The sequence below is a fragment of the Bordetella genomosp. 10 genome (assembly GCF_002261225.1).
Classification (GTDB): Bacteria; Pseudomonadota; Gammaproteobacteria; order Burkholderiales; family Burkholderiaceae_B; genus Bordetella_C.
In genome coordinates this window covers 1028915-1041613 of the sequence record NZ_NEVM01000002.1, presented here as the reverse complement: position 1 = coordinate 1041613, position 12699 = coordinate 1028915, and the positions used below count along the sequence as shown (strand labels likewise).

At 68.1% G+C, this 12699-nt stretch carries 9 protein-coding genes; 6 read left to right on the top strand and 3 right to left on the bottom strand.

Annotated elements, in window-relative coordinates; genetic code table 11:
- Positions 1 to 58 precede the first annotated feature (58 nt).
- Complete coding sequence (gene zigA / locus CAL29_RS13975; RefSeq protein WP_094853589.1) at positions 59 to 1291, bottom strand: zinc metallochaperone GTPase ZigA; 1233 nt, start codon at positions 1289 to 1291, stop codon at positions 59 to 61.
- A gap of 226 nt (positions 1292 to 1517) precedes the next feature.
- Between zigA and CAL29_RS13970 the strand changes: the two genes are divergently transcribed.
- The 4 genes from CAL29_RS13970 (at position 1518) to CAL29_RS13955 (ending at position 7341) form a co-directional block, all read left to right on the top strand.
- A complete protein-coding gene (locus tag CAL29_RS13970) occupies positions 1518 to 1937 on the top strand; it encodes a hypothetical protein (protein ID WP_094853588.1) in 420 nt (139 codons plus the stop codon).
- 448 nt (positions 1938 to 2385) lie between these two features.
- On the top strand, positions 2386 to 4548 hold the full coding sequence (locus tag CAL29_RS13965; RefSeq protein ID WP_094853587.1) for a TonB-dependent receptor: 2163 nt from the start codon (positions 2386 to 2388) through the stop codon (positions 4546 to 4548).
- A 10-nt stretch (positions 4549 to 4558) separates the two neighbouring features.
- Entirely contained in the window at positions 4559 to 6160 is a 1602-nt protein-coding gene (locus tag CAL29_RS13960) for a PepSY domain-containing protein (RefSeq protein WP_094853586.1), read from the top strand.
- 185 nt (positions 6161 to 6345) lie between these two features.
- On the top strand, positions 6346 to 7341 hold the full coding sequence (locus CAL29_RS13955; protein WP_094853585.1) for a Bug family tripartite tricarboxylate transporter substrate binding protein: 996 nt from the start codon (positions 6346 to 6348) through the stop codon (positions 7339 to 7341).
- On the opposite strand, the gene CAL29_RS13950 is transcribed toward CAL29_RS13955, so the two are convergent.
- Positions 7329 to 8300, bottom strand: a complete 972-nt coding sequence (locus CAL29_RS13950; protein WP_094853584.1) for a LysR substrate-binding domain-containing protein — start codon at positions 8298 to 8300, stop codon at positions 7329 to 7331. The two genes, CAL29_RS13955 and CAL29_RS13950, sit on opposite strands and share 13 nt — an antisense overlap.
- A gap of 211 nt (positions 8301 to 8511) precedes the next feature.
- Here CAL29_RS13950 and CAL29_RS13945 point away from each other — a divergent pair, with 211 nt between their 5' ends.
- Positions 8512 to 10356, top strand: coding sequence for a CocE/NonD family hydrolase (locus tag CAL29_RS13945; RefSeq protein ID WP_094853583.1), 1845 nt, complete (start codon positions 8512 to 8514; stop codon positions 10354 to 10356).
- Between the two features lie 192 nt (positions 10357 to 10548).
- Complete coding sequence (locus tag CAL29_RS13940; RefSeq protein ID WP_256977449.1) at positions 10549 to 12210, top strand: argininosuccinate lyase; 1662 nt, start codon at positions 10549 to 10551, stop codon at positions 12208 to 12210.
- Between the two features lie 65 nt (positions 12211 to 12275).
- On the opposite strand, the gene CAL29_RS13935 is transcribed toward CAL29_RS13940, so the two are convergent.
- Positions 12276 to 12626, bottom strand: a complete 351-nt coding sequence (locus tag CAL29_RS13935) for a ribbon-helix-helix domain-containing protein (protein WP_094853582.1) — start codon at positions 12624 to 12626, stop codon at positions 12276 to 12278.
- Positions 12627 to 12699: the final 73 nt, after the last annotated feature.

Below are 12699 nucleotides of genomic sequence, written 5' to 3'. Positions count from 1 at the left end.
TTGAGACACAGGCCGAAAACTGCGCAAATGGCGTTCCTTGCTCCGGGAGGGCGGCCGCTCAGGGGGCCGCGGCGGTTTCTCCTTCTTCGTCTTCCCCTGCCCACTTCTTCCATTCCGCGGGACCCGCCGCCATCTCCGCATCGTCCAGCAGGCAGGCGTCGAACCAGGCGCGCAGGACGGCCTCGTCCATGCCCATCCCGATGATGACGATCTCCTGGCGCGCGTCGCCGACCCGATCGTCCCAATTCTTCCGAATGGAAGCGAGATATTCGGGATCCTGCGGCCACTCTTCTGGCGGCATGGCCGCCCACCAATAGCCCGCCGGGCCGTGACGGGCCACGGCGCCCGCCTGCGACCATGAACAGGCGACTTCCGGCTGCGAGGCCAGCCAGAAATAGCCCTTGGATCGCACCACGCCCGGCCATTCGCGCTGCGTGAGCGCCTTGAACCGTTCGGGATGGAAGGGCCGGCGCGCGCGATAGACGAAGCTGCGGATGCCGTATTCCTCCGTCTCGGGGACGTGCTGGCCGCGCATCTCGCGCAGCCATCCCGGCGCCTTGGAAGCCTCGTCGAAATTGAACAGGCCGGTGTCCAGCACCCGATCCAGCGGCACCTGTCCCTGCTGCGCCAGCTCGATCCGCGCGCGCGGATTCAAGGTGCGCAGGATGGCCAGCAGCCGCTCGCGCTCCTGCTCGTCGACCAGGTCGATCTTGTTCAGCACGATGACATCGCAGAACTCCACTTGCTCGATCAGCAGGTCGACCACCGTGCGTTCGTCTTCCTCGCCCAGCGACTCGCCGCGCGCCTGCAGGCTGTCCTGCGAGCCGTAGTCGCGCAGGAAGTTGTAGGCGTCGACCACGGTGACCATGGTGTCCAGCCGGGCCGCGTCGCTCAGGCTGCGGCCGTCCTCGCCTTCGAAGGTGAAGGTTTCCGCCACGGGCAAGGGCTCGGAAATGCCGGTGGACTCGATCACGAGCTGGTCGAAACGGCCTTCGGCGGCGAGCCGCCCTACCTCCAGCAACAGGTCTTCGCGCAAGGTACAGCAGATGCAGCCATTGCTCATTTCCACCAGCTTCTCGTCCGTGCGCGAGAGCTCCGCGCCGCCGGCACGCACCAGGGCGGCATCGATGTTGACCTCCGACATGTCGTTCACGATGACCGCCACCCGCCGCCCCTCACGGTTGTTCAGGATGTGGTTCAACAGCGTGGTCTTGCCCGCGCCCAGGAATCCCGAAAGCACCGTAACGGGCAGCGTGCGCGGCGTGGCGGCGGTAGATGAGGCAATGGTCATGAGTCGTGTAAATCCGGTGGAAGATGGGATGGAGCATCCAATCGATGGGACGTCCAGATAGGATGCCCAGGGGATGCCCATTTATTGAGATGTTATAACATAACAATATCGGCAAAGACCATGGGCAAAGGACACGCGCATGTCGCCGGCCCCGTGGCGCGCGTGATACCATCCGCTGAAATTTTCCAGGCGATTTTTCCCAACGTCCGACAAGGCCACACCGACCATGCGCTCCGGAACCCGCAGCAGGGCCGCATCCTGGTTCGCGTCACTCGCGGCGTTCGTGATCGCCTTTTATTCCCTGATGTCGGCATCGGCCCTGGCCGGGACCGTGGTGTCCTCCACGGCCGGCGGCGCCACCACCATCATCTGCACGGCTGCCGGTCCCCGCGTGATCAAGCTCGACGCGGGCGACAGCGCCACCGCCTCCAAGGCAGTCGCCGAACACGGCAACACGCTGCCGCACTGCTGCAGCGGCGGCTGCGCCATGGCCGGCGCCGCCGTGCTTCCCACGCTCTATCTGCTGGCGTGGATGCTGCCCGCCGGTCCGGCCAGCCTGCCGGACTTCACCGTCGAAGCGCCGCCAGCGGCGCAGGGCCTGCTCGCCAGCTCTCCTGGCCGGCCACGCGGGCCGCCCGCCGCTTGAGCGACTCCGCCCCGTGATGGCTTGATGCCGTCGTCCGGATGACACGCCGGCGCGCCGCGCCCGCGTGCCGGCGTCGACCGTGCGCACGGGGGGCTCGCCGCTCACCGCCGTCGCGCGCCGTCGTGAAACCGCAGCCTCCTTGCGCTGCGCGATCGCGCTTCCACGCGCCACGCCCCCGGCCCGAGCGCGCCTCCCTCGCACCGCCGCCCATCCGCCGACCGCATCGGCCACGGCCGCCGCCTGGCGCGCGGCCGCCCTTCGGCTAGTTTCAACGGCGATTCCATTCATGAACGGTTCTTTCCCAAGGCCGGGCAATCGACTGCCCCTGCCCGATACCCCTTCGTCCGGCATTCCCGGTGTCCTGACTTCTTCCCCTCCCGGCCGGCGCCCGGATGCCGGCCAGGCGTTGCCTCGATTTGAGCGATCGCTGCTCGCGCTATCGCTACTGATGGCGCCCGGCCTGGCGCTTGCCGCGGCGGACACGCCGGCGGCAACCCCCGGCGTCGTAGCGCCGGGGGCTCCCGCGCCAGCCACGCCGCCCCAGCCCGTGCGGACGAATCCGTCCGCGCCGACGCCGACCGCCACCCTGGCGCCGGTCACCGTCACCGCGGAGGACGGCTCCGCCCTCGACATTCCCGCGGCCACCGGTTCCAACCTGGGCCTGACGCCGCGCCAGACGCCGGCCAGCGTGGACACGATAGACCGCGCGCAACTGGAGCAGCGCGGCGACGCCAACCTCATCGACGCCATCACCCGCGCGCCTGGGTTCAGCAACATTGCCCATCCCGGCAACGGCGGATCGGCGCTGTCGGTGCGCGGTTTCACCGATTCCACCTCGGTCATGCAGCTCTACGACGGCCTGCGCCAATATGGCGGCCTGGGCGTCACCTTTCCCTTCGATACCTGGTCGATCGACCGCATCGAAGTGCTGCGCGGTCCCGCCTCGGTCATCTATGGCGAAGGCGCCATCGGCGGCGTGGTCAACGTCATTCCCAAGAAGCCGACCAACGGTCCCATCGAAAACGAGGTCCAGGCCACCGTGGGCACGGAGGACACCCAGCGCCTGTCCTTCGGCAGCGGCGGCGCCATCAACGACAAACTGTCCTATCGCTTCGACATCAGCGGCAATCATTCAGGAAACTGGGTGGACATGGGCGATTCGAGAAATCTCAGTATTTCCGGCGCCTTGAAGTTGACCGTGTCCCCGGAATTCAGCCTGACGCTGAGCCATGCCCAGGGCTGGCAACAGCCCATGCGCTATTTCGGCGTGCCGCTGATCGACGGCCGCCTCGACGATTCAATCCGCAAAAAGAACTACAACGTGGGCGACGCCATGATCAAGTACGACGACCGCTGGACCGAGCTGTCGGCGCAATGGACGCCCAACGCGGACACGACCGTGCGCACGCGCCTGTACCAGGTGGACAGCCACCGCCACTGGCGCGACGCGGAGTACTACACCTGGCAGCCCTCCAGCGGCCTGATCCAGCGCTCGTCCTACACCGAAATCCTGCACGACCAATCGGAGCTGGGCGCCACCTCCGACGCCACCTTCAAGGGACATGTGCTGGGCCTGGCCAACCAGGTGTCGGTCGGCTTCGACGCCAGCCACAGCAGCTTCAAGCACACCAACAACTCGCCCTACTCCGGCGTCACCTACGTCGACCCCTACGACTTCGGCCATGGCGACTTCATCAACGTCGCGGGCACCGCGCCGAAGTACCGCAACAAGGCCTCGCAGTACGCCTTCTACGGCGAGGACAGGTTGTCGCTGACCGACAAGTGGTCGGTGGTCGGCGGCCTGCGCTACGACCATGTGGACGTGTCGCGGCGCGACCTGGTGCTGGACCAGCAGGCCTTCGACCAGCGCTATTCGCATACCGGCTGGCGCCTGGGCACGGTCTACGACCTGACGCCGGACTTGTCCGTCTACGGCCAGTATGCGGAAGCCGCCGATCCGGTCAGTGCCCTGCTGATGCTGTCGCCCTCGAACAGCGGCTTCAGCATGTCCACCGGCCGCCAGGTCGAGATCGGCCTGAAGCAGTCCTTTCTGGACGGCAACGGCGACTTCACCCTGGCGGGCTATCGCATCGTGAAGAAGAACCTGGTCACGGCCGATGCCCTGGATCCGTCCACCAGCGTGCAGGTGGGCAAGCAGTCCTCGCGCGGCATCGAGGCCACGCTGGGCCTGACGCTGGCGCGCGACTGGCGCCTGGACGCGAACGCCACGCTGCTGCGGGCGCGCTACGACGACTTCACGGAATCCGTCGGCGGCGTGGCGGTCTCGCGGGCGGGCAACGTGCCGGCCAACGTGCCCGAGCGGCTGGCCAATGTCTGGCTGAGCTGGCGTTTCCTGCCGCAATGGACGGCCAGCGCGGGCCTGCGCTATGTCGGCCGGCGCTACGCGGACCGCGCCAATACGCTGGAGATGGCGGCCTACACCACGACCGACCTGGCGCTGAAATGGGAGCCGCGGCGCGACCTCTCCTTCACGCTGCGCGGCTTCAACATCTTCGACCGGCACTACACCACCACCGCGTACTACAACGCGACGCAGTGGCTGTATGACGACGGCCGGCGCGTGGAGCTGACCATGAACTACAAGTTCTAGGACAGCCGCCATGGAAACGCCCTGGTCCGCCTTCAAGCGCGCCGTGTACCTGGTGCACCGCTGGATGGGCATCGCCGCCTCCCTGCTGATGGCCGCGTGGTTCGTCAGCGGCATGGTGATGCTCTTCGTCGGCTATCCGAAGCTGACGCCCTGGGAGCGCCTGGCGCACTTGCCGGCGCTGGACGCGGATCGGGTCCGCGTACCGGTGGCGGACGCCCTCGCGCGCGTCGGGGCGACAGCGAACGCCGCCGAAATCGTCCTTACCTCGGTCGCGGGGCGGCCCGTCTACCGCGTGCGCGACGGCGCCGGACGGCTTTACGCGGTCGACGCGGCGAACGGCCAACCGCTGCCGCGCGCCGGGCCGGAGGCGGCCGAGGCCGCGGCGCGGGCCTGGGCAGGCCCGTCCGGCGCCGGGGCGCGCTACGTGGACACCGTCGCGGAGGACCGCTGGACCCACTCCGGCGCCCTGGATCCGCACCGGCCGCTGCTGCGCGTCCAACTGGACGACGACGCGCGGACCCTGCTCTATGTGTCGTCGGCCACCGGCGAAGTGGTGATGGACGCGCCGCTGGCGCAACGCGCCTGGAACTATGTCGGCGCCTGGCTGCATTGGCTGTATTTCCTGCGCGACCGTCCCGTCGACCCCGGCTGGAGCTGGATCGTCATCGTCCTGTCGGCGGCGGGCACGGTCGTGGCGGTGACCGGCACGCTGGCCGGCGTGTGGCGCTGGCGCTTCCGCGGCCGCTACAAATCGGGCTCGCGGTCTCCCTACCGGGATTTCTATCCGCGCTGGCACCACCTGACCGGGCTGGCCTTCGCGGCGATCACCTGCACCTGGATCTTCAGCGGCTTGATGTCCATGAATCCGCTGGGCGTATTCGCGGCGCAGGGGCAGCGGCCGGACGTCGTCTCCTACCGGGGCGGCGTGCCCGGCGCGCTGCGGCCGGCGCTGCAGCCGGCCGAGGCCTTGCGGGCGTTGCAGTCGGCGTCCTTCGCGCCGCGCGAACTCGCCTGGCGGGTGCTGGACGGCCGGCCCTATCTGCTGGCGCGCGACGGCGCCGACCGCACGCGGCTGGTGCTGGACGGCGTGGCCGGGAACGGCGCCGGCCTTGACCATGCGCAACCGCGCATCCTGAAGCAATGGCCGGAGACCGCATTGCGGGCCGCCGCCGCCCGTCTCGTCGCCGCGCCCCTGGCGGACATGCGCCTGCTGGACCGCTACGACGACTATTACTACGGGCGGGCTCCGGAAGCCATGAACGGCGGCCTCGAACGGCGCCTGCCGGTCTGGCGGCTGAAATACGCCGACGCGGCCGATACCTGGGTCTACCTGGATCCGCGAACGGGCGACATGGCGCTGGGCGTGGACCGCGCGCAACGCCGCGGCCGCTGGCTGTTCAACTTCCTGCACAGTTGGGACTTGCCCGCCATGTTGCGGGACGAAGGATGGCGCGCGGCCGTGCTGATATTCCTGAGCGCCGGCGGCCTCGCCCTGAGCCTGACCGGCGTCGTGATCGGCGTGGCGCGTCTCCGGCGGAAGTTGGGACGACGATCCCAACCGCCAGGACGAGCGCGCCCGCCCATGCCGGCCGCGCCCCGGCGAAAAACCTGAAACCTTCTCTGAATCCCCTCGATCAAGATATGGGAACCACGGGGTAAATACCGACAAAGGAAAATCCTATGCGTGCATAGAAAAGCGATATTTGCCCTGGCGTCCGGCTCTCCCTACGATGGACCCCGCCCGCGCGGACCAGCGCCATAAGAAACGCGCATGGCGCGTCACTTCAAGGGAAATCGATGTTCAGTCTCCGTTTGTCCGGCGCCCGCCGCGCCGCCCTCGCCAGCACCGTCCTGCTCGCCGCCGCCCTGGCCTTGCCCGCGGCCCGGGCGGCCGGGTTTCCGGATCATCCCATCCGGCTGATCGTCCCCCAATCGGCGGGATCGGGCGGCGACGTGGTCGTGCGCTTGCTGAGCGACAGGATGGGCAGCGCTCTGGGCGCCTCCGTGGTGGTTGAGAACAAGCCCGGCGCCAACGGCATCGTGGCGATGTCCTACGTTGCGAAGTCGCCCCCCGACGGCTACACCCTGCTGCTGGCCGGCGTGTCCCAGATGAGCTTCAACCCCAAGCTGTACAAGAACCTGCCTTATGACGCGGACAAGGACTATACCTACGTCGCGCCCGTCGTCGACACGCCCTTCGTGCTGGTCGCCGGCAAGAACAGCCCCTACAAGACGCTGCCGCAACTGATCGCCGCCGCCAAGGCCGCGCCCAACGCGATTACGTTCGCCAGCGCCGGGGCCGGCAATTCCACGCATCTTTCCACCGAGCTGATCGCCAGCGGCGCCGGCATCAAGCTCAAGCACATTCCGTACAAGGGTTCCGGCCCGGCGCTGAACGCGGTGATCGGCGGCCAGGTCGACCTGATGACCAGCGTGCTGGGCTCGGCGCTGCCGCAGATCCAGGCCGGCAACGTGGTCCCGCTGGCCGTCCTGGCCGACCAGCGCGCCAGCGACCTGCCCAACGTCCCGACGCTGCAAGAGGCCGGCTTGCACGTGCCGCCCATGCCGGGCTGGTTCGCCCTGGTCGGCCCCGCCGGCATGGACCAGGCGGTGGTGGGCAAGCTGAACGCCGCCGTGCAGGCGGCCATCGCCGACCCCGGCGTCGACAGGAAACTGCGCGACCTGTACTTCGTGCCGCTGCACGGCAGCGCCGAGCAGATGCGGACCCGCGCGGACCAGGACGCGCGCTTCTGGGGCGATTTCATCGCCAGGAACGGCATTCAGGTCGATTGAACCGGCTCGGCCGGCGGAATGGCCGGCAGCGGCCGTTCCCCCTGCCATTGCACGCCGGTCCAGCAGCCTTGCGCCACCAGGCCGGCAGCGACCTCGATGAGCGTCTGGTGGACGTGCGTGCACGCCACGCTTTTCTCCGTCGACACCGACATGCACACCGAGACCCGGCGCCGGAAATCGGCGCTGGCGATGCGCGTGGCGACGATGTTGTCCGAGCGCGCCTCCGGCCCGACCAATGCCGAGGACGGCAGCACGGTCCAGCCCTTGCCGGCGCGCACCACCGTCAACAGGACGGACACCGCGCTGGTTTCCACCACCAGGCGCAAGGGCAGGTCCTCTTCGGCGAACGTACGCGCGGCCAACACCCGGATGGAATTCGGGAAGCTGGGCAATACCAGCGGCAGCGCGGACATCTGCCGCAGCGTCACGGCGTCCACGCCCAGCGGCGGCCCGACCAGGAACAGGTCCTCGGTCAGCAGCGGCGCGATCGTCATGCGCGCCGGCTGCGGCCGCGCGTCCATCGCCACGGAGAGGTCCAGCCTGTGCATGGACACCGCCGTCGCCAGGTCGCTGCTGCTGCCCTCCACCACTTCCAGCACCACCTCCGGATACCGGCTGGCCACGGCCTCGATCAAGGGCAGCGCCAGTATGCGCGAGGTGCTGGTGGGCAACCCTACTTTCACATGGCCCGACGGCGTATCGCGTCCATGCTTGATGGCCGACCTGGCTTCCTCCGCCTGCCGCAGCATGACCTTGGCGTGGCGGTACAGCAATTTCCCGGCTTCGGTGGCGCGCACGCCGCCGGGACCGCGCAGGAGCAGCGGCGTTTCCAGCTCCTTTTCCAGATTGGCCACGTGCTGGCTGAGCGACGGTTGCGCGATATGCAGCGTTTCCGCGGCGGCGGTGATGCTTTCGAGCTCGACGATGCGGACAAAATACCTGAGTTGACGCAGATCCATCAGAAAATCCTATTTGGCCGATGGCATCTTAGCGAAGATGAAGGCGGGTTCGCGCGCGCCTCGGTGTAATTCCCTATATCGAACGCCGTCCTGGCATTCAGCATCCGGGATCGCATTTTCCTATGCCGGCATCCACATCAAGTATTGGCGGGAAGCCGCCCCGCTCTCTAAGATAGCCGTCGATATTCCGTGCACCTCCCAAGGATTCGCCATGCCCCCCTATGCCAAGAACGAGGACCAGGCCTGGTCCGTGCCGCCGCAAGCCTACGCGGAACGCCGGCCCGTCGATTACGTCGTCCCCGAACCGTCCTCGCGCTACCTGACCATGCGCGACGGCTGCCGGCTGGCGATCGACGTCTACCTTCCACGGGCGGCCGACGGCAAGACGGCGGCCACGCGCTTTCCCGCGATCACGCTGTTCACCCCCTATTACCGCCGCTTCGCCCTCAAGCCGGACGGCAGCGGCGAACGCGCGCCCAACACCGCCAAGCTGCGCGACTATTTCGTGCCGCGCGGCTATGCCGTGGTGGTGATCGACGTGCGCGGCACCGGCGCCAGCTTCGGCACGCGCGACAGCTTCCGCTCCCCCCGCGAACGCGAGGACAGCCGTGAAGTGGTCGACTGGATCGTCGCCCAGCCCTGGTCGACGGGCGTGGTCGGCGCCACCGGGATTTCCTACCTGGGCGCGGCATCGGATTTCCTGGCGGCGACACGCCATCCCGCGCTCAAGGCGATCGCGCCGCTCTTCTCGGTCTGGGACACCTATACGGACAACTACTATCCCGGCGGCATCCAGCTCAAGGCGTTGACGCAAAGCTATGACGACCTGATGGTCGCGCTGGACCATGACCGGCGCGAAATGCTGCACCGCTTCGTCTACTACGCGAATCCGGACTTCGCCGGGCCGCAACCCGTCGACGAGGATCCCGACGGCGTGCTGCTGAAGCAAGCCGTGCATGAGCACCTGGGCAATTTCCGCCAGACCGAATTCATGCCGGAATTCCGCTTCCGCGAAGAGCCCCTGCCCTACGACGCCAATTTCAGTTCGGCCACCTTCAGCCCCTACAGCCTGGCGGCGCAGATCCCGCCGGACGTGGCCGTGCTGTCGGTTTCCGGCTGGATGGACGGCGCCGGCTACATGAACAGCGCGATCTCGCGCTACCTGACGCTGGACGGGAATCCACGCCACCTGATGCTGGGCCCGTGGGACCACGGCGCGCGCATCGACGTGTCCCCCTGGCGCGCCGCGCAGATGGCCGACGCGCCCTGGCTGGCCGAAACGCTGCGTTTCTTCGACCATTACCTGCTGGGCCTGGACACCGGCCTGCAGCACGAGGCGCCCATCCACTATTACGCGCTGCACGCCGAGCAATGGCGCGGCGCCACGCAATGGCCGCCCCATGGCGATGAGGCCGCCACGCGCCTGCACCTGGCGCCGCAAGGGAAGCTGGCCGGCGCCGCGCCGGCCGAGACTTCCCAGCAGGACTACCAGGTCGATTTCTCGCTGGGCACCGGCGCCGGCACGCGCTACGAGCGCATCGCCGCCATCAACAGCACCGAGTACTACCCGGACTGGCAAGGCCGCACCGACCGCATGGCCAGCTTCACGTCCGCGCCGCTGGAAGCGGCGGCCGAACTGGCGGGCCACCCGGTGATCGACCTGTGGGTCGCCAGCAGCGAGCCCGACGCCGCCGTCTACGTCTACCTGACGGAGATCGAGGCGGACGGCCGCGAGCGCTACGTGACCGAAGGCATCCTGCGCTTGCTGCACCGCAAGGTCACGCCGTGCCCGTCCGGGTACCGCACGACCTGGCCGTTCCGCAGCTTCCGCCGCGATGACGCGGCGCCGCTGACGCCAGGGCAATTCGAGCGGGTCGAACTGGCCCTGCTGCCGACGGCATGGCGCTTCGCGGCCGGCAGCCGCATCCGCGTATCGATCGCCGGCCACGACGCCGACCATTGCGGCCAGGTGCCGCACGGGCGTCCGCCGCGCCTGGCGCTGGGCACGGGCGGACGGCATGCGTCGTCCATTGCCTTGCCCCTGCGCGCGGCATAGCCGCGGCCGCGTGCCGCCGCGGCGGTGCGCGGCGCCACCGACGCCGTGGCCCGGCCATTCGACAGGCCGGAACAGGCGGGAACAGGCCGAAAGCGCCGTCTCCGCGATGCTTGGATAGAATGGGCGTTTCCCGCCCCGCTTTCCGGGCAGCCCCGCCCGGGCCATAACGAGAATCGAGAATACGAGACAGCCATGAGACTCCGCCTATCCCCGCTTTACTTCTGCCTCGCCGTGGCCTGTGCCCCCGGCCTGTCCGCCGCGCAGATCAAGCCCGTGGAGCCGCCCGCGCCGCCCGCCGCCGAGCAGGCCGCGAAGCCCGCGGACCAGGCGGCCGGCACGGCCGCCGAAAAGCCGGCTGAAAAAACCGCGGACAAGAGCACCGACAAGACCGCGCCCAAGCCTCCCGCCAAGCCCGTCCGCGACGAATTCTTCTGGCTGGGTGAAATCAACAAGGCCACCGCCGTCATCAATACCGACGAAGGCCTGCTGGACAAGTCCATGGCGCCGCGCCTGGCCGCGGCGGTGCAGAAGGTCATCGACGACGGCAACCAGCCCGGCGGCAAGCGTCCGTCCACGGTCATCACCTTCGAACCGCTGCTGATCAAGGCCGGCGGCCTGGACGTCACGCTGCTGCACGCCGGCCGCTCCAGCCAGGACATGCACGCGACCTACCGTTCCGCCATCCTGCGCGACAAGCTGCTGGACCTGGCCGAGCAACTGCACGCCACGTCCAAGACCCTGGTCGACCTGGCGGCCCGGCACGTCGGCACCATCGTTCCCAACTACACCAACGGCGTGGCCGCGCAGCCCAACAGCTATGGCCACTACCTGCTGGGCTTCGCCGCCGCGCTGGAGCGCGACGCCGAGCGCATCCGGGAAACCTATGCGCGGGTCGACCGCTCGCCCATGGGCACCACGGTGCTCAACGGCACGAGCTGGCCGCTGGATCGCAAGCGCATGGCCGACTATCTGGGATACGCCAAGCTGGTCGACAACGCCTACGACGCGTCGCAGTTGTCGTCCATGGACGAGCCGGTGGAAGTCTCGTCCATCGTGACCGCCATCGGGCTGCACACCGGCAATTTCATCGAGGACATCATGACGCAGTACGCGCAGTCGCGTCCGTGGATCCTGCTGCAGGAAGGCGGCGGCAACACCTACGTGTCCAGCGCGATGCCGCAGAAGCGCAACCCGGGCCTGCTGAACTCCACCCGCAGCGACGCCTCGACCGCCCTCACCCTGGCCATGGGTCCCATCATTCAGACCCACAACATCACGCCGGGCATGCCCGATCCCAAGGACGTGGCCCAGAATTCCGCCATGGTCGATGCCGCCATCAAGGCGCTGAAGAAATGGGACCGCATTCTCAAGGCGCTGGTCATCAATCCCGACCGCGCCCTGGAGGAATTGAACAGCGACTGGACGGCGTCCCAGGAATTGGCCGACCTGCTCATGCGCAAGTACAAGCTGCCGTTCCGCGAAGGCCATCATTTCGCCTCCGACGTGGTCGAGTATGCACGGCAGCACGACATCAAGCCGCTGGACTTCCCCTATGCCGACGCCAAGCGCATCTATGCCGAAGTCGTCAAGGGCAGCAAGTATCCGCAGGAACTGCCCATGAGCGAGGCTGAATTCCGCGCGTCGCTGGATCCGGTGGCCATCGTCAAGGCGCGCGCCACCTCGGGCGGCCCGCAGCCGGCCGAGATGGAACGCATGTTGAAGGAGGCGCGCGAAAACCTGGCGCTGCAGGAAGACTGGATCAAGACGCACCGGGCGCACATCGACGACGCCCTGGCGCGCCTGGACAAGGACTTCGACACCCTGGTGGCGTCGGGCGCCAAGCCGGCTCGCTGAACCCCGGCATCCGTCGTGGCGGCGGGCGCCGCCACGCGGCCGCCGCCTACATCACGCGCACCGCGTCAGCCCGCGCGCACGACCATGGGCTGGAAATGCCGCGGCGCCTCGCGCACGGGCGCCTCGTCCCGTTCCACGCCGCGTTCGCGCGCCGCCCCCAGCGACAGGTAGCGCAGGCAACAGACGCGCAGGAAGGACGCGAAGCTCATCGTCATCTCGCCATGGCGGGCCAGCAGCTCGTCATGCAGTTTGATGGCGAATTGATTGGTGGTCAGCCCTTCCCGCTCGGCGATCTCCTGCAGCACGTCCCAGAACAGGTTCTCCAGCCTCACGGTCGTCACCACGCCGTGGATGCGCAAGGAGCGGGTGCGCGATTCATAAAGTATGGGATCGGTGTTGACGTATATCTTGCACATGCTTCACTCCTCGAAGTGGGCACGCCGATGCCGGCTGGCATGCGTCGACTGCCATCATAAGCCAGGGCGGCGG

Bases quoted from the DNA above. Each gene is read 5' to 3' on its own strand.
- CAL29_RS13955 (WP_094853585.1), top strand. From the start codon at position 6,346: ATGTTCAGTCTCCGTTTGTCCGGCGCCCGCCGCGCCGCCCTCGCCAGC.
- CAL29_RS13970 (WP_094853588.1), top strand. From the start codon at position 1,518: ATGCGCTCCGGAACCCGCAGCAGGGCCGCATCCTGGTTCGCGTCACTC.
- zigA (WP_094853589.1), bottom strand. From the start codon at position 1,291: ATGACCATTGCCTCATCTACCGCCGCCACGCCGCGCACGCTGCCCGTT.
- CAL29_RS13945 (WP_094853583.1), top strand. From the start codon at position 8,512: ATGCCCCCCTATGCCAAGAACGAGGACCAGGCCTGGTCCGTGCCGCCG.
- CAL29_RS13965 (WP_094853587.1), top strand. From the start codon at position 2,386: ATGGCGCCCGGCCTGGCGCTTGCCGCGGCGGACACGCCGGCGGCAACC.
- CAL29_RS13935 (WP_094853582.1), bottom strand. From the start codon at position 12,626: ATGTGCAAGATATACGTCAACACCGATCCCATACTTTATGAATCGCGC.
- CAL29_RS13940 (WP_256977449.1), top strand. From the start codon at position 10,549: ATGAGACTCCGCCTATCCCCGCTTTACTTCTGCCTCGCCGTGGCCTGT.
- CAL29_RS13950 (WP_094853584.1), bottom strand. From the start codon at position 8,300: ATGGATCTGCGTCAACTCAGGTATTTTGTCCGCATCGTCGAGCTCGAA.
- CAL29_RS13960 (WP_094853586.1), top strand. From the start codon at position 4,559: ATGGAAACGCCCTGGTCCGCCTTCAAGCGCGCCGTGTACCTGGTGCAC.